General features: G+C 43.5%; 17 protein-coding genes and 1 tRNA gene. 14 read left to right on the top strand and 4 right to left on the bottom strand.

Annotated elements, in window-relative coordinates; translation table 11 throughout:
* The first annotated feature begins 190 nt into the window (after positions 1-190).
* Both QZV86_RS03640 and QZV86_RS03635 read left to right on the top strand, forming a co-directional pair.
* Positions 191-2632: an EAL domain-containing protein gene (locus QZV86_RS03640; protein ID WP_295624132.1), complete on the top strand. Its 2442-nt coding sequence runs from the start codon at positions 191-193 to the stop codon at positions 2630-2632.
* A 48-nt stretch (positions 2633-2680) separates the two neighbouring features.
* The gene (locus QZV86_RS03635) at positions 2681-4081 is read left to right on the top strand and encodes a PAS domain S-box protein (protein ID WP_295624130.1); all 1401 of its coding nucleotides are present in this window, start codon (positions 2681-2683) and stop codon (positions 4079-4081) included.
* Here QZV86_RS03635 and QZV86_RS03630 read toward each other — a convergent pair.
* The 3 genes from QZV86_RS03630 to QZV86_RS03620 are packed head-to-tail and all read right to left on the bottom strand — an operon-like array spanning position 4059 to position 5947.
* Positions 4059-4478: a biopolymer transporter ExbD gene (locus QZV86_RS03630; protein ID WP_292919788.1), complete on the bottom strand. Its 420-nt coding sequence runs from the start codon at positions 4476-4478 to the stop codon at positions 4059-4061. The genes QZV86_RS03635 and QZV86_RS03630 overlap by 23 nt on opposite strands.
* Entirely contained in the window at positions 4478-5236 is a 759-nt protein-coding gene (locus QZV86_RS03625; RefSeq protein ID WP_295624127.1) for a MotA/TolQ/ExbB proton channel family protein, read from the bottom strand. Before QZV86_RS03625 ends, QZV86_RS03630 begins: the two co-directional genes overlap by 1 nt.
* Positions 5237-5239: 3 nt before the next feature.
* On the bottom strand, positions 5240-5947 hold the full coding sequence (locus tag QZV86_RS03620; protein ID WP_295624126.1) for an energy transducer TonB: 708 nt from the start codon (positions 5945-5947) through the stop codon (positions 5240-5242).
* 318 nt (positions 5948-6265) lie between these two features.
* Between QZV86_RS03620 and QZV86_RS03615 the strand changes: the two genes are divergently transcribed.
* From QZV86_RS03615 to QZV86_RS03585, 7 genes are all read left to right on the top strand, one after another.
* Positions 6266-6682 (top strand): RDD family protein, encoded by a 417-nt coding sequence (locus QZV86_RS03615; RefSeq protein ID WP_295624125.1) that lies wholly within the window; start codon positions 6266-6268, stop codon positions 6680-6682.
* Between the two features lie 556 nt (positions 6683-7238).
* Complete coding sequence (locus QZV86_RS03610) at positions 7239-7835, top strand: GGDEF domain-containing protein (protein ID WP_295624123.1); 597 nt, start codon at positions 7239-7241, stop codon at positions 7833-7835.
* A gap of 162 nt (positions 7836-7997) precedes the next feature.
* Positions 7998-10298, top strand: a complete 2301-nt coding sequence (locus QZV86_RS03605; protein WP_295624121.1) for a DNA translocase FtsK — start codon at positions 7998-8000, stop codon at positions 10296-10298.
* A 54-nt stretch (positions 10299-10352) separates the two neighbouring features.
* Positions 10353-10979 carry an outer membrane lipoprotein chaperone LolA gene (gene lolA / locus QZV86_RS03600; protein WP_295624119.1) on the top strand — a complete coding sequence of 209 codons (627 nt, stop codon included), beginning with the start codon at positions 10353-10355 and terminating at the stop codon, positions 10977-10979.
* Positions 10957-12291 (top strand): replication-associated recombination protein A, encoded by a 1335-nt coding sequence (locus tag QZV86_RS03595; RefSeq protein WP_295624117.1) that lies wholly within the window; start codon positions 10957-10959, stop codon positions 12289-12291. The genes lolA and QZV86_RS03595 overlap by 23 nt, the downstream gene beginning before the upstream one ends.
* Before the next feature lie 35 nt (positions 12292-12326).
* Positions 12327-13643 (top strand): serine--tRNA ligase, encoded by a 1317-nt coding sequence (serS, locus tag QZV86_RS03590; RefSeq protein WP_295624115.1) that lies wholly within the window; start codon positions 12327-12329, stop codon positions 13641-13643.
* A 43-nt stretch (positions 13644-13686) separates the two neighbouring features.
* The gene (locus QZV86_RS03585) at positions 13687-14373 is read left to right on the top strand and encodes a DUF6781 family protein (RefSeq protein WP_295624113.1); all 687 of its coding nucleotides are present in this window, start codon (positions 13687-13689) and stop codon (positions 14371-14373) included.
* 73 nt (positions 14374-14446) lie between these two features.
* On the opposite strand, the gene QZV86_RS03580 is transcribed toward QZV86_RS03585, so the two are convergent.
* The gene (locus QZV86_RS03580) at positions 14447-15334 is read right to left on the bottom strand and encodes a recombination-associated protein RdgC (protein ID WP_295624111.1); all 888 of its coding nucleotides are present in this window, start codon (positions 15332-15334) and stop codon (positions 14447-14449) included.
* Between the two features lie 46 nt (positions 15335-15380).
* On the opposite strand from QZV86_RS03580, the gene QZV86_RS03575 reads away from it, so the two are divergent.
* From QZV86_RS03575 to QZV86_RS03555, 5 genes are all read left to right on the top strand, one after another.
* Positions 15381-15719 carry a DUF2007 domain-containing protein gene (locus QZV86_RS03575; RefSeq protein ID WP_295624109.1) on the top strand — a complete coding sequence of 113 codons (339 nt, stop codon included), beginning with the start codon at positions 15381-15383 and terminating at the stop codon, positions 15717-15719.
* Between the two features lie 74 nt (positions 15720-15793).
* The gene (locus tag QZV86_RS03570) at positions 15794-18019 is read left to right on the top strand and encodes a Tex family protein (RefSeq protein WP_295624136.1); all 2226 of its coding nucleotides are present in this window, start codon (positions 15794-15796) and stop codon (positions 18017-18019) included.
* Between the two features lie 294 nt (positions 18020-18313).
* Positions 18314-18389 (top strand) — tRNA-Lys (locus tag QZV86_RS03565).
* A 606-nt stretch (positions 18390-18995) separates the two neighbouring features.
* Complete coding sequence (locus QZV86_RS03560) at positions 18996-20027, top strand: SGNH/GDSL hydrolase family protein (RefSeq protein ID WP_295624107.1); 1032 nt, start codon at positions 18996-18998, stop codon at positions 20025-20027.
* Positions 20028-20473: 446 nt separating this feature from the next.
* On the top strand, positions 20474-20740 hold the full coding sequence (locus tag QZV86_RS03555) for a S24 family peptidase (RefSeq protein WP_295624105.1): 267 nt from the start codon (positions 20474-20476) through the stop codon (positions 20738-20740).
* Positions 20741-20776 lie beyond the last annotated feature (36 nt).

Genomic DNA, 20776 nt, shown 5'->3' with positions numbered 1-20776 from the left:
AATATTTCATGTTCTACAACCAATATAGACCTCACACCGCGCTTGACGACAAAACACCAAATGAGTTCTACTTCGATAACCTGCCTGCAATGCAAAATACAGCGTAGGCATTACCACGAGATTTCCACTTAAGATATGGGAAAAACTGTCCAATCAAGTGAGACCACCTCTTCATACGTGGTTACAGAATATGAATGAGCACTTAAAAATACTAATTATCGAAGACGAAAAAATAGTTGCGCTAGATCTAAAAAGACGCCTGTCCAAATTAGGCTACGAAATAACAGGTATGACTACCAACGGTCAAGAAGCGCTGGCGTTAATAAGCCAAGCTCCCCCCAATATTATTTTGATGGATATCCATATTCAAGGAAACATGGATGGCATTGAAGTAGCTAGTATAGTGCAGAAAACGCACAGTATTCCAATTATCTATCTCACTGCTCATTCCGAAGAACAAACCCTAATTCGTGCAAAAGCTACCAAGCCATACGGATATTTATTAAAACCATTCTCAGACAGAGAATTAAACATTATTATCCAAGTCAGTATAGAACGCTATGAAAGCGATACTTTATTAAAAAAAAGTGAGCAGCACTTACGCCTTGCGTTAGAAGCAGCACACATGAGTACTTGGGAGGTGGCAAGAGCTTCACATAACATATTTATGGGCAAAAATTCCAAAGGCACTCTTGAATCCATAACTGATTGGGAAAGCTTCTTTCTTACAATTAATGAAAACGACAAACAAAGAATTCTTAATTTTATTGACAAATTATGCAGCAAAGAAGGATTTTCAGCAGAAATAGAATTTAGTGTTAATACTCATACAAAAAAAAACTTATGGTACAAGTTATACGGCAAATCATTTACGAATGGTGATGCTGGCAAGCACCAAGTCGTCGGCATCTTGCAGGAGACCACTGAAAATCGGCTGGCCAGAGACCGTTTGGCGCAGGCAGCCACCGTATTTAGATGCTCCACAGAAGGTATTATTATTCTTAACAAGAATAGGCTAGTTGATTGCGTCAATGATGCCTTTCATTCCATAACCAAGTACCGGGAACAAAATATAAAGAACAAAGAATTACCTTTTCTTACCCATCAATCTCTGGGCGCAATCATCTATGAAGAGTTGTGGCAAAGTGTTGAGAAGCACGGCCATTGGCGTGGTGAAATCAAAGTATATAAAAAAAACAAAGAGGCCATGTATATCTGGCTTACGATCGGACTCATTCCCGTCGAGGCAAATAGGGAAAAACAATTTGTCGTAATGATATCGGATATCACAAAAATTCGTGAAACGCAGAAGCAATTATCACATTTTGCATACTACGATAACCTTACAAACTTGCCTAATCGTATGTTAACCAAAGATCGACTTAATCAGGCAATAGCGTTAGCAACTCGAGACTCATCCATGTTAGGCGTATTATTCATTGATCTGGACAACTTCAAACGTATCAACGATACTTTTGGACATAAACAAGGTGACTCTCTGCTATGCCTTCTTTCGAAAAGAATGCTATCCGTATTACGCCAAAGTGATACCTTAGGAAGGTTGAGTGGTGACGAATTTATTGCTATTGCTACAAATATTGAATCCCATGATGCCCTGATAAATATCGCCGAGAAAATTCTGGATTGCGTCTCGGAACCGGTAGACATCGATAGTATGGAAATAATTCCGTCGTGCAGTATTGGCATCAGCGTATATCCAAGCCATTCCGATCATTCAGATCATTTAATTCAAATGGCGGACACCGCCATGTATGAGGCCAAAAATAAAGGGCGCAATAATTACGCTTTCTATCATCCTGGTTTGACACAAATAGCCACTCATCAACTCACGCGAGAAAGGGAGCTACGTCAAGCGCTAGCCAATAACGAATTTTTGCTTTACTTTCAACCACAAATTTCTTTGGCAAATAAAGAAGTAACCGGAGTTGAAGCGTTAATTCGTTGGATGCACCCCAAGCAAGGATTGTTGCCTCCCGCAGAAATCATACCTATTGCCGAATCAAGTCGGCTCATCATCGATATTGGCAATTGGGTTCTGATGGAAGCATGCAGGCAATTACATCAATGGCGAATTGAGGGCTTAGATAATTTGCGTATGTCTGTAAATGTTTCAATACGTCAGCTTGCAGATAAAGATCTGCAAAAATATATTGCCAGTTTATTGCATCAGTACTCTCTTCCAGCACATTTACTCGAACTGGAAATCACAGAATCCTGTCTACAAAACGAATTAATCTATATCACCCGTTTGGAGCAATTAAAGAAGCTTGGAATACTCATCTCCATAGATGATTTTGGCACAGGTTATTCTTGCTTGAGTTCGTTAAAGAATCTCCCCATACATCGCTTAAAAATCGACCAAAGCTTTATTAAAGGAATCCCGTTGGATAAAAATGATTGTGCGATTGCAGCAGCAATTCTGGCACTGTCACAGAAGCTTAATCTCCAGGTAACAGCTGAAGGCATCGAAACACAGGACCAAACTACTTTTTTAATCAATCATGGTTGCTTTGAATTACAGGGGTATCTTTTCAGCAAACCCGTTTCTCCCAGCCAAATACCCAATCTAATACGAAAATTCCCAGAAAAATTAACTAACTTAGAATTTTAATTGTTATTTTCCTAGCTACTTTGACTCACAATTAAATAAAAGTAAAACATGGCATCTAATCGGTATAAGAAATTCAGCAACCCTGAAGAAATGGTATATCTTGCTGTCGAGGCCTCTCCCAATAGCGTGGTGATGACTAATAGTGATGGTGAAATTGTCATGGTTAATTCAGCTTCAGAGAAACTTTTCGGTTACTCCCGACAAGAACTCATTGGAAAATCTATAGAAATTCTAATTCCAGAACAATTTCGTATACATCACCCAGAATTACGGCTTACTTACATTAAGGAATCAAAATCTCGCCCAATGGGTCATGGCAGGGATCTATATGGACTACACAAGAGTGGTAAAGAATTTCCGGTTGAAGTTGGCCTTAATCCCGTTGAAACTAAAAGTGACGGTACATTCGTACTAGCTGTTATCGTCGACATTTCTGATCGCAAACAAGCCGAGAAAATGATTCATCTAGCTGTAGAAGCATCACCCAATGGCATGGTAATGACTGATCACAAAGGAAAAATCATAATGGTCAATTCTACCACCGAAGAATTATTCGGCTATCAACGCCAGGAAATGATAGGAGAACCCATAGAAATACTCATACCAATATCACATAGAACTCAACACACTAAATTAAGGAGGAGTTTCTTGGAACACTCCAGCAAACGCGACATGGGGCATGGACGCGATCTTTATGGTTTACATAAGAGCGGCAAAGAATTTCCGGTTGAAGTTGGCTTGAATCCTATTCAAACAACTGAAGGAACTTTAGTGTTAGCTTCTGTTATCGATATCACCACGCGCAAACACCAAGAAGAACAACTTATGGCTGCTCTGAAGGAAAAAGATTTATTATTATCGGAAATTCATCACAGAATTAAGAACAACCTGCAAATTATCGACAGTCTTTTAGGAATGCAATCCGAAACTGTATATGACAGCACTGCAATAACCGTTTTGACGGAAAGTCAGCATAGAGTTAAATCGATGGCATTAATTCATCAAATCTTATATCAGTCGCAAGATTTCTCGCAAGTAGACTTTTCCAGCTTTATCGATTCTTTAGTAAATAATCTTTTAGTTTCTTACACACCAGAAGCTTCAAAGATAAAAACTAAAATTGAAACAGATGAAATTCTCATCCCAATCAATATCAGTATCCCTTTAGGTCTCCTTCTAAATGAATTATGCACAAACGCAATAAAGTATGCTTTTCCAGGAAATCGTTCGGGAACGATTCAGATTAACCTAAAACATCATAATTCAAATCAGTTGTTGATACGTATTAGTGATAATGGAATTGGCATATCAGATGATTTTGACATTGAAAATACGCCTACACTAGGTCTACAACTCGTTCAATTGCTAAGTGAGCAGATAAGCGCAGAGTTAACTATTCACCGCAGAAATCCTACAAGTTTTACACTCATCTTTCCGAAGGATCTGTAATAAAGCCGATTCTTGTCATGCCCGCTTTGGCCGCAATGCTCATTACCCGTGCAATATGTTCGTAGTGCGCCAATTTATCTGCGTGAAGATGTAATTCAGCTTCAGGTTCCTGGCTTATTTTTGCAGCAAAACGCGATGCTAATTGCTCCAGCACTTCGGGTTCTCCATTCCAGAATAGGCTACCATCCGCACGTATAGCCAATTCAACATGCTCAGTTTGTGTGATATTTGGAACATTCTCTGCTTTTGGCAGATCAATCTTGACGGAATGAGTAAGAAGTGGTGCTGTAATAATAAAAATGATTAACAATACCAGCATCACATCAACCAGCGGCACCACATTAATTTCTGACATAGGGGCCTGGCGCCCGCTATCTTGCATACTTCCAAACGCCATTATTGCCCCCTTTCTATCGCAACATCAATTGTGCTTGTGCTTATTTCGCGCTGCGAATGTGGCGCAGAGAATGGAGTATCATTGTTATCTCCAACCGTTATCAGTATAAACAGATCATGCGCAAAAGCTTCCAGACGCGCAAGCCAGATACGATTACGACGTACAAAAGCGTTATACGCAAGCACTGCTGGAATAGCTACCGCCAGCCCTAACGCTGTCATGATTAATGCTTCGCCAACAGGACCAGCGACCTTATCTAAAGTACCCTGCCCCGAAAGTCCAATTTGTATCAGCGCATGATAAATACCCCATACCGTTCCAAATAAACCAATATAGGGTGCTGCCGAACCTGCTGTTGCGATTAACGTCAAGCCATTCTCAATCCGAGTAGCTTCCTGATCGATACCGTTGCGTAAAGTGCGCGTCAGAAACTCGCTCGTCCCTCCCGCAGCAGCCAATTTATGCGTGCTGTGTAATTTGGAATCAGCTGCCGCATCAATACCCAGCTTAGCAAGCTCTGAGAATGCATTATTTGGCACGGCGTTTCTTAACTCAATATGAGCCGTTTGCAGTGAATCAAAACTCCAAAAATGCTTCAAAAAAGCCTCAGCACGGCGTTTAGCAATTATATTTGCAATACTTTTTGTGATAATTAGATACCAGCTCGCAATCGATAGTGACAATAGTAATACAAGTACACTGATGCCCACTCCATCAATCTGATCGAGAAAATGGGAAAAGCCGAGTCCTTGTTCCATGAATTAATTTCCTTGCAGTACAAAATTAAAAGGTTGTAAGGCTATCGCTCGAACGGGCTGGCCGTTACGCAACGACGGATTACAGTGCCAGCTCTTCACTGCAGCCAATGCCGCAGTATCAAGACGCTCATAGCCACTGCTATTAAGAACTTTTGCATCATCAATACGTCCACTCTCATCCAGCTCTACACGCAACACCAATTTACCCTCTTCACCCATGCGTCGCGAGATGGCAGGATACGCTGGCGGAGATAATTTAGGGCAAGAAACGGATAATTCCGAAGCCAACGTCATAGGCCCCGTTGGCATTTGTGCTGGTGCAGCATCCGGCAAGGATCTGGATTCTCTCGTTTGTTCCCGAATCGGTGCCGGCAATGGCTCTGGAACAACCTCGGCATATTCTTGCTTAGGAATTGCGAGAGCTTTAGCGACAAGGCGCTCTTGTTTGGGCTTGACCACAGGTTTCTTGGCTGGCTGAAGCTTAGCAGGCACAGGCTCCGGCAATGCTTCAGGGGCGGCACGCGGTATTGACGGAGTAATTAGCTCAGCAAACAAAGTAACCACCTGATCAGGAGCTGGAATTAAGCGCTGATTCCATAACACATAAAATAACGCAGCGTGCACTACCAGTACAAACAGCAACCCCGGCAACGAAATAAGGTTTTGTTGCCGCTCAAAATATTCACTATTTTTCCAAGATAATGATTGCATTACAGAATAACAAATCCAGAAAAATATACTTATTATTGACTTCAAAATACCGCAAGCTAATGCGCTGATTTGCCAAACAACAGGCATATGAACGCCGCATCAACCCAATGCGCTGCTCTAAATATATTGACCAGAAACTAAGCCGGCCAGCCTTTCATGATAACGCAAACGATAATAATTATCAATCACTGGATTGAGCTTAATGCGGGGATAATTTGTCAAAACAATAAAAAAGTCTTTACATGCATAAAAATTCTTTTCCACTGCACAGGCTAACAGATAGTGATATAGTGCGATCACATCCGATCTAATTCAAACATGACTTACACCACACCCGGTTTCTGGCGTCGCATTATTTGTCTGATTTATGAGCTTCTGCTTTTATTGGCTGTTTTGCTATTTGCGGGGTTTATTTTTCATCTTATCTTCAGAGACACGCAAGCTTTTTATTTCCGGCCATTATTTCAATTTTATCTACTCTTGGTCATGGGATATTACTTCACTTGGTTTTGGACACATGGCGGACAAACATTAGCCATGCAGACTTGGAAGATGTGTGTTGTGACTGCGGATGGTGGCAATTTAACAAAAAAACAAGCCATTATTCGTTACCTGCTCGCAGTAACAGGCACTTTTCTTTTTGGATGCGGATTCATCTGGGCGTTATTTGATCGCGATCACCAATTTCTCCATGACCGTGTAGCAGGAACTCGTATTTTTTTATTGACAGGCTAAGGTTCAATAAGAATCAACTAATCCTCTTACGATAATCGACTCATTACTTTGCTTCTTTTATAGAAACTTACATGCACATTTTTAGATTAACTTACAAAAAAGTGTATACTAAACGGATTGTTATGATTTCCACTACGTTAATAATTAAGCATTTAAAGATTGGTTTCAATAATCCGTTAATATAACAACCTCACTTCTACATTAGCGATCATTTAAACAAATGCGTAGCCAAATTTTCTCAGCAATTACTAGCTTGAAACTCCATCTCAGAGAACTCCCCATCCAAGCCAACTGCTTTGTTATCTTTGCCGCAACAATAGCCATTTTCATCACTGATTTAAGCCTCCCCTTAGGTGTTGCAGCTGGCGTCCCTTTTGCACTGGTAATATTCGCTAGTCTATGGGTCAGTGGAATTCAATTTACCTATCTAGTAACTGCGCTCGGACTTACTCTAACTATTGCGGGATACTTTCTATCATCGCACATGGCTGTCCCATTAGATATTATATTGTTTAATCGGGGAATCACTTTATTACTGATCATTTGCTCCGCATACATGGTGATTAAAATCAAAAGAGCAAATGTGGATATCACTACGTTAATGAATCAAATATTGATCGATCCTGTCACGGGATACAAAAACCGCCAAGCTTTTGAAACCGAACTTGATACGGAAATAGTGCGTAGCAAACGATATCAACGGAGTTTATCCATTGCGATTATCGATATTGATCTTTTGAAATTATTCAGTGACAACTATGACTATAAAAGCAAAAACGATTCCATTAAAAAAATTTCCCAAGAAATTAAAACTAACATCAGAATAACCGATTTTCTTTATCGTATTGATATCAATGTATTTGCCATAGTATTTTTTGAGACAGATTTGATCGAAGCTAAAAAAGTATGTGAAGCTATACGCAAGAAAATCTCTTCCGTCATAGATAAGAACGCTGAAAACAAAATCATGATAAGCATCGGTATCGCGATGCTTGAAGAAACAGATAACAAAATCAATCTCTGCAAACGTGCAGAAAATGCACTCTTTATTTCAAAACAAAATGGAGGACATCAGGTTTCCACCTTGCCTGCGATCGCTAATAAAGAAAAAACCACTGTTGCTGCCATTTTGTCACGTTCGAGATCTGATTGATTCCATTTTATGGACACAAAACAAGCATCCTCTGCACAAATACATCAATCCTTTTTAGCTACAGAAAAAATGCATTTATCGATGCATTGAAGAAATTACTTCAAATTCTCTTATATAATTCAGGGTATCCATCAGACAAAACCTTACGTTTCTGAGACACCCATGAGTTTATTGAACAAGCCAATGGCCAAAAAATCAAGCGGCCATTCCTTCTCACCCAGAGTAGCCCGATTATTACGTGAATCCGGGCTATTGATATTGATGGGTGCCGCACTTTATCTAATATTGATTTTTATTAGCTATGACCGTAGTGATGCCGGCTGGTCGCATAGCGGTGGCTTTAATCAGATCCAAAATGCAGGAGGACATGCCGGCGCATGGCTGGCTGACCTATTGCTGTATTTATTTGGTGCATCTGCATGGTGGTGGGTTGCCTTCTTTCTGTCTGCAATTGCGTGGAGTTATCGCCGAATAGATACCGTCGGTATCTTTGATCGGCATTCCCTGTTACTTTCTCTTGGCGGTTTTTTACTGTTATTATCAGCCAGCAGCGGTCTGGAATCGCTTAGATTTTACTCCATCAACATTTCGCTCCCTTTACTACCGGGCGGAATGCTAGGCAACACAATTAGCCATTATCTCTCGCAAATACTGGGATTTACGGGATCAACTCTGACATTATTAATACTCATCGCTGTCGGCTTTAGTCAATTTACCGGCTTGTCATGGGTTCGATTTGTAGAAATGCTTGGTGAAAGTGTTGAAAATCTATTATTACTACTCAAAAATGCATGGGAAACAAGACAAGACAAATTTGCAGGTATCGTTGCCTCTCATGTCCGAGAAAAAGCCGTTGAGAGCGAGAAAAAACGCATAGAAAATAACCCGATTCTGCATATCGAACCACCGACAACCAGTATTATTAAATCTCAGCGCATTATCAAAGAGAAACAGCCTTCCTTATTTTCGGATTTGCCTGACTCACCACTACCGCCATTGCGTCTTCTAGATGAACCGGATAAGGATTTTGAAATATTATCCAAAGAAACCCTCGAATTCACCTCTCGCCTGATTGAACGGAAACTCAAGGAATTTGGTGTCGATGTTAAAGTTGTTGCAGCCTTCCCTGGGCCTGTCATTACTCGCTATGAAATTGAGCCGGCTATTGGCGTCAAGGGCAATCAAGTCATTAATCTGGTAAAAGATCTGGCACGCGCATTATCGGTTGCCAGCATCCGGGTAGTCGAAACTATTCCCGGAAAAACCACCATGGGACTGGAAATTCCCAATCCTAAGCGCCAAATTGTCCGACTCCAGGAGATTCTCAGTTCTCAGGTGTATGCCGACTCCATTTCACCATTGACCATTGCATTAGGTAAAGATATCAGCGGGCGTCCGATTGTATCGGATTTAGCTAAAATGCCGCATGCACTGGTAGCTGGAACCACCGGCTCAGGCAAATCGGTTGCGATCAATGCGGTTATTCTAAGCCTTATTTATAAAACCACACCCGATCAAACCCGCTTGATCCTGATTGATCCAAAAATGCTGGAACTATCGGTATATGAAGGCATTCCGCATTTACTGACACCGGTTGTCACCGACATGCGCGAAGCTGCTAGTGCATTACGCTGGTGTGTCGCCGAAATGGAGCGTCGTTATAAGCTGATGTCTGCATTAGGCGTACGCAATCTCGGTGGTTATAACCAGAAAATACAGGAAGCGACCAAAAGTGAAGAGCCCGTAGTTAATCCGCTGACGCTACCTGAGGAAGAACAAGAATATCTAGAAGAATTGCCACTGATTGTCGTAGTCATTGATGAGTTAGCCGATTTGATGATGGTCGCCGGCAAGAAAGTTGAACAATTAATTGCTCGGCTTGCGCAAAAAGCACGTGCATCTGGCATTCATCTGTTATTGGCAACCCAACGCCCATCCGTTGATGTGATAACCGGTCTGATTAAAGCAAATATTCCGACCCGAATTGCTTTTCAAGTATCGAGCAAGATTGACTCACGTACCATCCTTGATCAAATGGGAGCCGAAGCCTTACTGGGTCAAGGAGACATGTTGTATTTACCACCCGGCAGCGGCTATCCGCAGCGTATTCATGGTGCTTTTGTCGCCGATCATGAAGTGCACAAGGTGGTTGAGTATCTTAAAGAACATGGAGAACCCAACTACATCGAAGAAATTCTTAAGATCGATGAAGAAGAAAGCGATGCCGGTGGCTCACTCGATCTTAAAAAACCATCCGAAGGTGAAGCCGATCCGCTCTATGATGAAGCCGTTGCCATTGTAATCAAAACTCGCCGGGCCTCTATCTCTCTCGTGCAAAGAAATTTGCGAATCGGCTATAATCGTGCCGCCCGTCTTGTAGAAGATATGGAACGAGCCGGCTTGGTTTCTTCAATGCAAAGTAACGGTAATCGGGAAGTACTAGCTCCGGCACGTAACGAATAATCAATTCCCAGCTGCTATACTTTGCTCTACACACCCATTTCATTAAAGGAATCTATGGTCCGTTTAAGCTGTTCAACTTTCTGCTTGCTGCTGCTCAGTCTGATACCAGTCCTGGCTGAAGCAACTGCTATTAACAGTCTTAAAGCCTTCATTCAGGAAACCCGCACAGTTCGAGCAAACTTCTCACAAACACTGTACGACAAAAATTCCCGTGCCATCCAAGAATCAACCGGTACCATGCAGTTCGAGCGTCCTGAAAAATTCCGCTGGGCTTATGAAAAACCATACGAGCAACTGATTGTTGGCAACGGCACGCAAGTCTGGTTTTATGATCATGACCTCAACCAAGTAACTGTGCGCCAATTCAACCTCGCTATTGGCAGTAGTCCAGCCGCATTACTCGCCGGCAGCAGTACGATTGAAGACAATTTTGAATTGGTTGAGCTGGGCGTGCAAAACGAGATGGAATGGCTCGAAGCAATTCCCAAAAACAAAGAAAGCAACTTTGAGTTCATCCAGATGGGGTTTTCTCCGGATGGTACGCTCAAGGTTATGGCATTGCGGGATAATTTCGGACAAACAACATTATTGTCGTTCTCTGAACTGGATAAAAACCCCACCCTGCCCGCTGATTTATTCACATTCATTCCTCCGGACAATGCAGACGTCATCAGTGAGTGATTTGGACCTTTTTTCGATTAATGCACCCAAAGCACCATTGGCAGAACTACTGCGTCCCAAGCAACCAAGCGACGTCATTGGACAAAATCATCTGCTCGGTGTAGGAAAACCACTGCGGTTGGCATTTGAATCAGGCAAGCCGCATTCGATGATTTTATGGGGTCCACCAGGAACTGGGAAAACTACATTAGCTCGTCTCATGTCAACTGAATTTGATTGCGAGTTCATTGCCCTATCTGCCGTGCTGTCTGGCGTCAAAGACATTCGCAATGCGATTGAGCAAGCTCAGTCAGTTCTGCAACAAGCCAGTCGGCACACCATTCTTTTCGTCGATGAAGTGCATCGCTTTAACAAATCACAGCAAGATGCTTTTTTACCGTACGTAGAACAGGGCTTAATCACTTTTATCGGTGCCACCACGGAAAACCCATCATTTGAAATTAATAATGCACTGTTATCGCGCGTTCAAGTGTATATACTCAACGCCTTATCAGAACAGGAATTATCCCGATTATTTGCGCATGCCCAAAATTTAATTCTGGACAAAGTGCAATTTTCTGATGAAGCAAGGAATTTACTAATCGAATTCGCTGACGGTGATGCCAGACGACTACTGAATCTGCTAGAACAAATTCATACTGTAGCCAGAACTGAATCCATCACGCAAATCAGTAAAGATATTGTCCTCAACACGTTATCACGCAATGCACGCAGCTTTGATAAAGGCGGCGATGAATTTTACGATCAGATATCCGCACTACATAAATCGGTTCGCGGGTCTTCACCTGATGCAGCGCTCTATTGGCTGTGTCGCATGCTGGATGGCGGCGCCGATACGCTGTATATCGGACGAAGATTGATTCGCATGGCCATTGAAGACATCGGCCTGGCGGATCCGCGTGCTCTACGCTTAACATTGGATGCCTGTGAGACTTATGAGCGGCTAGGCAGTCCGGAAGGCGAATTGGCGTTGGCACAAGCTACCTTGTATCTGGCCTGCGCGCCGAAAAGTAACGCTGCCTATCTAGCTTACAAGAAAGCACGCTCCTTGGTTACCCAGGATAAATCACGCCGCGTCCCGATGCACCTGCGTAATGCACCCACCAAACTGATGCAAGATATCGGCTATGGAAACGCTTACCGCTACGCGCATGATTGCCCGGAGGCCTATGCAGCGGATGAAAATTATTTTCCGGATGAAATGCCTGAAGTGAATTTTTATCAACCAACTGCTTTCGGACTGGAACAAAAAATTCAAGAAAAATTGGCTCATTTACGAAATTTAGATAAACAAGCAAAACGTAAACTATAGAATTCAATTAATACCGGTTATTTTGGAGTTTTTGCATGTTAGAAATTCAACAACTACGCACTGATCTGAGCAACATTACCCAGCAACTCGCCAAAAGAGGCTACACTTTTCCTGCCGAAGCATTTAATGCTTTGGAAGCAGAACGCAAAATAATCCAGACCCAAACACAAGAACTTCAGGCGCAACGCAACACAACATCGAAGAAAATCGGCCAAGCAAAAAGCAAGGGAGAGGATACTTCGGCGATTATGACTGAAGTGGCGCATCTAGGCGATGCATTGAAACAAGCGGAAAATCAGCTGGAGCACATTCAACATCATTTGCAAAAAATTCTGCTCGAGGTTCCCAACCTTCCGCATATCAGTGTGCCCGAAGGCAAAGATGAGACGAGCAATATGCAAATTCGGCAGTGGGGCGAACTGCGACAATTTGATTTTGACATCAAAGACCATGTCAGCATCGGAGAAGGCCTCGGATTGTTGGATTTTGAAACCGCTGCCAAACTCAGTGGGGCGCGATTCAGCTTGATGAAAGGCGGACTTGCACGTCTGCACCGGGCGCTGGCTCAATTTATGCTGGATATTCATACGCTGGAACATGGTTATATCGAAACCTATGTACCCTATCTGGTAAATCGGGATAGCCTGCGCGGCACGGGACAACTTCCCAAATTCGAACAAGATTTATTTGCCGTGACCACCGGTGGCGCGGAATCTTCCTCTGCGGAAAATACGCCTGAATATCATCTCATTCCCACTGCGGAAGTGCCCATTACCAACATGGTTCGCGATGAAATCGTGCCGCTGCAATCACTGCCGCTCAAATATGTCTCACATACGCCCTGCTTCCGTTCTGAGGCCGGTAGTTATGGCCGGGATACGCGCGGGCTGATTCGTCAACACCAATTTGATAAAGTAGAGCTGGTACATATCGTTCACCCGGATCAATCCTACGAAGCACTGGAACAGCTGGTCGGACATGCGGAAAAGATTTTGCAAAAACTAGCACTGCCATACCGAGTCATGGCCTTATGTACCGGAGATATGGGCTTCTCGGCAGCAAAAACTTACGACATTGAGGTTTGGTTACCCGCACAAAACACTTATCGTGAGATTTCCTCCTGCAGCAATTGTGAAGCGTTCCAAGCCCGCCGCATGCAAGCACGCTTTCGCAATGAAAATGGCAAACCGACGTTACTACACACATTAAACGGCTCTGGTCTAGCCGTTGGGCGAACGCTGGTAGCCGTATTAGAAAACTACCAGAATGCGGATGGCAGTATCACTATACCCGAAGTTTTGCGCTCCTATATGAACGGTCTTGACCAACTCGGGAGTAGCGGCGCAAAATGAAAACCAAGCACAACGATTCACTCTTCTTATAGGAAGCCTCATCATGCAGAATGAACATACCGATCAACCCAACAATACATCTGACAACGACAGTAAGCTCAAAACACTCGAAGCTGAGGTGCGCGAAGCAATTGCCAGCGGCACGCATATCCAGGAAACCGTGCGTCGGCTAACTCTCGAAGCCATGAATGCAAAACATATCGATCTGGAATCCCTGCAGCGAATTATCACCGCGGTGATGGATGGCGTGCACGACGGCGCAATGCACCAGCTACAACATGCAGCCAATCAAACGCAAGCAGCAAAATCACAAATTACTGAAGCTGTTGCAGGACTCGATTCTGCATTGGCTGGATTTGCCGAAGCCTCCAAACTGGCCGTTCAAGAAGCAACAGGTCAGGCCAGGGAATTCTCTGAGACCGAATTAAAGCGTACCCGCTCTGATCTAGAAAGCCTGGAAAGTTTATTCGTCGACACCCTGCATCGTACCGGTACGGCAGCGCAAGGCGTAATTTCAGAGATTCTGCTCGATTTGAGTCATCATGCAAAAAATACCGGAACCACAGTAGGTTCTCAGCTACAAGAAACACTGGCCATTTTCGCGCAACAAATCGCATCAGTTGGACAATCTCAGCTGGAAACCGGCGCCACCCTCGCGCAAAAAACAGCCGAATTTGTTGGCAAAATCACTCAAGGCGTGCTATCGGGAATCAGAGATAAATCCAAATAAGGCTATTATTGAATTCGATCAATTAAACGAGTCGTTAGCCCCACGTAATAACTTAGGTAGGGCTAACGATATCCTAACTTAAATCTTCGCCGCCCAACGCATCAACCATTGCGGTAATCAGTTGACTAAGTTCACCGGTCATAATGGCAAAATCGCTGACAAACAATTCTTCAGCACTCTCAGTCGACTCTTTCAGAATATCCTGTGGTGCAATTCGCCGCAGCTGCAAATTATCATGCAATACAAATGAAATTTTACTATCCCACGTCATTGCCAGCCTGATCACTTTTTTCCCTGCACGGATATGACGCACAGTCTCTTCGGTCTCCAACGCATGATGGGTATATTTGACAGTTGCTCTCTCATCGCTCATTCCTTGCAGCTCACAGTCACGATCGATGCTAAATATAGAAGGCAAATCATCTCCAGACAACCAACGTGTCATCGCTGAAGAAGGCGAAACCTGCGTTTCCAGAGGCGCTAGTGTCAAACCGTGCATCGATTTAACCAATACTTCAACCAATTCATCAGCTTTCTGGGTGCTCGCCGTATCAATTATCAAACGACTTTTAACCGCATCAATCCAGGCGTAAGTTTTGTGACGTTGTGTAAAAGCACGCGGCAATAACTCAATTATCGTAGCTTCCTTAATATCTCTAACTTGTTTCTTGCCTGGCTTATAGCCTTGCATTTTCTCAATTTGCGCAATACGGTTCTTAGCGTGCTGATTAATCACACCAGCTGGCAATAATTTCTTCTCCACACCCAAGGCAATCAGCCATTGTTGGCCATAAGCATGGATAAAATTCTCCTGCTCATCGCGCGGCGGTACCCAGCCGCGGCTTTGCATCTCCATTTGCATGCATGCTTGCAAGGCATGGTGAGAAAGCGCCTCTTCAAGGCTATTCAGTGTTATATTTCCATTATTAATACGATAAGCTTGTAAATTTCTGAACCACATAGTTTTACTCTATTAACTTGTTGATTGTCTTTGCCATCATCATTGTATGAAAAAAATTTACTCTGCTGGCAATTTGTTAGAAGCGCAGATAGTACTTGATCTGCTCGAACACGCCTATATCCCGGCGAGAATTTTTAATCAACATGCGCAGGGCTGCGTCGGCGAAATTCCTTTCACACATGCGTATCCGGAAGTATGGATCATACGCGAAGATGATTTCGAGCGCGGCAAGCGTGTCGTTGAAACCTACGAGAAAACACCGACAGCAACCGGAATCATACGCTGTCCTGCTTGTAATGAAGAAAATCCAGCTAATTTTCAGCTCTGTTGGAAATGCGGTTCTGGCTTAGAGATTGTCCTGTACCAAACCAAGATTACCGAATAAACAATAAAATCAAAGAGTGATGAATACTTATCCATCACTTCATGCTTTCTCGAACATTAAATCAGATAATGCTTATGTTGCCATCGATTGAACAACGCCTTGCCGCAGAACTTGCGGTTAAACTGGCACAGATCCAGGCCACTATCCAGTTACTGGATGACGGCTCCACTGTTCCCTTTATTGCCCGCTACCGCAAGGAAACCACTGGAGGATTGGATGATGTGCAATTGCGCCAATTAGCAGAACGCTTGCATAACTTGCGTGAGCTGGAAAAACGACGTGCGACAATCATCAATGCAATTGAAAAACAAAACAAAATGACTCCGACATTGCTGGCTGCGATCACCCATGCGCAAGACAAGACACATTTGGAAGATTTATACCTACCCTATCGCAAAAAACGCCGCACTAAAGCGCAAATTGCTCTAGAAGCTGGCTTGCAAGTGCTGGCAGATGCGCTGTTAAATAACTCTCGGCTTGATCCGGAAATTGAAGCGACCAAATACCTAAAAGCGCCGTTCGCCACCGAGGAAGGCGACAATCCAGGAGTAGCGGATGTCGAACAGGCATTGGGAGGCGCACAACATATCCTGATGGAGCGTTTCGCCGAACATGCGCCGCTACTGCAAACACTACGCGAATACTTACGCTTACATGGCATTCTGACTGCCAAGGCCATCAAGGAAAAACAAGACAGTGACACCAAATTTACCGATTATCATGACTATCAAGAAGCGATCAGTAAAATTCCTTCGCATCGTGCATTGGCGTTGCTGCGCGGCGAACGTGAAGGATTCTTGAAGCTAAAACTGCGATTGGATTCCGAACTGGAAGAAAAGAGTCGGAATTTGGAACCTAACTCATGCGAACAACGAATCGCGCAACAATTTAACATACGTGACCAAAAACGCGCAGCGGATAACTGGTTGATTGATACCGTGCGTTCAGCCTGGCGCAACAAAATCTTCGTACATCTGGAAACCGAGTTGATGAGCAACTTGCAAGAATGCGCCGAAACCGAGGCCATCCGGGTATTCGCGCAAAACCTCAAAGCCCTGTTGCTCGCTCCACCTGCCGGTGCGCGCGTCACCATCGGACTGGATCCCGGATTACGCACTGGAGTGAAAGTTGCGATAGTCGATACCACCGGGAAAGTACTCGACACGGCAACGATTTATCCGCACCCACCTAAAAATGACTGGGATGGTGCAATCCAGACTTTAAAGCAATTGGCACAAAAACATCACGCTTCTCTGGTCGCGATTGGCAACGGTACCGCATCACGGGAAACCGATCATCTGGCCAAAGATTTAATCAAACAGTATCCACAACTCAAACTTACATCAATCATGGTGTCCGAAGCCGGAGCTTCGGTGTATTCCGCCTCTGAGCTTGCCTCGGAAGAATTGCCTAATCTGGATGTATCGCTGCGCGGGGCGGTCTCAATTGCACGGCGATTGCAAGATCCTTTGGCCGAATTGGTCAAGATCGACCCAAAATCTATTGGTGTCGGCCAATACCAGCATGACGTCAATCAAAGCCAATTAGCGCACACACTTGATGCCGTAGTGGAAGACAGCGTCAATGCTGTCGGCGTTGATGTCAACACCGCCTCTCCTGCCCTACTGCGTTACGTTGCCGGACTCAACAGTAAAATTGCGCACAACATCACCGCATACCGCAACGCCAAGGGTATGTTTGCCAAACGTACCGATTTAATGAAAGTCACGGGCTTAGGCACAAAAACCTTTGAGCAAGCCGCCGGGTTCTTGCGCATTCCTACGGGTGCAAACCCACTCGACGCTTCCGCTGTTCACCCGGAATCATACCCGTTGATCGAGCAAATACTCAATGACGCAAAGCTGAATGTTTCCGCACTGATCGGCAATCAAACAGTTCTGAAAGCTATCCGTGCGGAGAAATACTCCAATGCACAATTCGGTCTACTGACCGTCAAAGACATCCTGCAAGAACTCGAGAAACCCGGCCGCGATCCCCGCTCCACCTTCAAAACCGCCACTTTTAAGGAAGGCATTGAGTCGATAAAAGATTTACAACCCGGCATGGTGCTCGAAGGCGTCATCACCAACGTTGCCGCGTTCGGTGCATTTGTCGATATCGGTGTACACCAGGATGGCTTAGTACACATTTCGGCGCTATCAGACAAATTTGTCAAGAATCCGCACACAGTTGTGAAGGTGGGTCAAGTTGTTACAGTCAGAGTATTAGATATTGATGAGAAACGAAAGCGAATTGCACTGACAATGCGACTTGCTAGCGGCAAGGGAGAAATATCCTAGAAGAAAATTATCGCCACAGCGTACACTTGGTGGAAAATGATTCTGTGACAAAATCATGAAAACCAAGAATAAAGCACCCCGCCGCAAGCAGCGAGGTATTAAAAGCGCTCTTCAGACTGCCGGTTTTCAACCAGCCTTCGCCCCAAGGAGCGAGGAATTAAACCCGGAAGAGATTAAAAAAATATAATTTATCGTTATATCAATCAGTAAGAGATACAAACAATCACTAAATCTGCTTTCAACTCAACAAAGCCATTTATATCGGCAGTCTAATCAGGTATAATGCCGCCCTTTGGGTCGTTAGCTCAGCCGGTAGAGCAGCGGACTTTTAATCCGTTGGTCGCCAGTTCGATCCTGGCACGACCTACCAAAATAATCAAGGGGTTAGCTTAAACGCTAATCCCTTTTTTATTTAGCGCATATAAGACATTTTGAATCATACTGTTATCCAAAGACAGCACTTCGATATTTCCCGTAAATTAAGCAGGACAAATCGATTTGTCGGCTCTGGGTCGAACTTATGTAGAGCTCTGTTTTAGAGTTAATTTTCTGTGTAAAATGACGCACAACTAATGTCATTGGATATTTCTCCCATTATCACAGCAAATGCAGTTGTGCAGAGGTCTTAAACTTGGTGAGCTAAAGTGTTTCTTAATTTAGCCTATCACCTGTCGGTGATTGTTTTGACGATATATATTAATATCTTAGATCATTTAATGCTAGCGTGAGCTTAGCTTCAGAGTTGTGGTACCATTCATTAAAATGATCGTAGCAGCATAGGCGTAACTTTTCCAGTTGTGGCGATTTAGGCACTATACGAGGGTTATCAATATTTCCTCGCTGAAAACAAATAATCTTGTCGCCGACGAGAACACTAGAGTTTCAAATGTAAGGCCCAACCTTATGATTCCTTTTTATGGCTAGCTCGATTGTAGTAGAAGTTCAAATAATCTGTACCTTTAAAGGAGAATAAAATTTGAAACGGGGCCTGATTTATCTCACGTCGTTATTATGTGGCTTTTTGCTTAGCGTCAATGTTCTAGCCACTACTACCTTCAGCAGTGTTTATGTTTTCGGCGACAGCCTGTCGGATGCAGGCAGCAATCCTTCAGCAGTCTTAAGTATATATAATTTGCTGGGCAGTAACTGCGATCCCTCTCATCCTTGTCCGCCATATGTGGATGGTCATTTTTCGAACGGCCCGACTGCTCCCGAATATCTTGCCAACTCTATACTTCCAGGTGGCGCTAACCCGACCAATTTCTTCAGCTTTGCTGTTGCTGGTGCGACAAGTGGTATCGGCAATTATGGTGACGGAGGGTCGGCTCTTGCTACGGGTTCGTTTGGGCTTCCTGGTATGCAACAGGAACTGGGGCAGTATTTGTCACTTTCGGGGGGTAGTGCTGATCCCACTGGATTGTATTTTGTGTGGGGAGGCGCAAATGATTTTCTGACATTCGATTCTCCTATCATCGCCGCACAGAATATAGCGAGCCATGTTGTCGCGCTGGCGAATATCGGAGCCACCCATATACTTATTCCCAATCTACCTGATCTGAGCCTTACCCCTTTTATACAAGATGAAGGTCTGATTCCCCAGGCTCAAGCATTTTCACTAGGCTTCAATGCCGAGTTGGCCTCGCTAATTGACGGATTGAATCTAATGTTTCCAAGTGTAGATATTATTGAATTCGATACCTTCAGCGTCTTTAATAATGTTGTAACAAATCCGGAGCTTTTTGGTTTTTCTGATGCACATTCTGCCTGTCTTTCTTTACTTTTTGATGCTTGTGCGAATCCGGATGAACATTTATTTTGGGACGGATTACATCCAACTAGTCATGCACATGTGCTTATTTCCTCAGCCATTGTAAGTGCGATTCCAGAGCCAGAAACCTACATGATGCTGTTGGTAGGTTTAGGTTTTATATCATATCGCATGAAAGAAACTACTATGAAATCCGGATCTAACATCAATCGAGTCATGTATGTAACTAGGAAAAGTTAATACTAGAGTTGAAAGTACCAGTGTGATTGTTTGGCCGTGATTCGTAATAATTTCAGGTGAACGCAGATCAGGCACGTAATGTAGCGGCTTTTATGAGGGATGATACGCTTGCTCTCATTCAAGAAATTAATGAAGAAGGCACAGTTTCGATGTCTATTAGCTTTTTCAGCCAAAACGCAATGATGCTAGAGTCCCAGACTGTTAATTCGGTGGACGCCAGTTCGATCCTGGCACGACCTACCAAAATAATCAAGGGGTTAGCTTAAACGCAAATCCCTTTTTTATTTTAGAGCTTAAAACTTTCTGAATTATATTATTAGCGATTTACATTGCCAGGAATCAAGCCTGATAGATTGACGATCAACTCTGGACCGAACTTATGCAGAACTCTGTTTGAAAATGTTGCAAAAGAAGTGGCTTGATATGCCATTGAATGTTTGTAATAATTGTTTGGTTTTAATCAGCATGGAGCTGACATTACGAAGAATGGCCTGATCCTCACTGACGTAAGAAGATCCCACTTGGAAAATAATTCACTATACGTGTTGCAATTGGATAATGAGCTAGTCGTTAAGCGCATTCAGCGCAAAATGAATGAATCATTAATCGTCAAAAGCGATAATCCAAATTACGAATCTGAAGAACTAGATGAATTAGCCGCCAAATTTATTCATATTATTGGGAAAGTTATTTGGTTTGGACGTAGGATTTGATGTGGACTTCTGCAAAACAAAGTATTTTTAGCGTTT

Origin of the sequence: uncultured Nitrosomonas sp. (genome assembly GCF_902826915.1) — a bacterium.
Taxonomy (GTDB): Bacteria; Pseudomonadota; Gammaproteobacteria; order Burkholderiales; family Nitrosomonadaceae; genus Nitrosomonas.
This window is presented reverse-complemented; position numbering and strand designations above follow the sequence as displayed.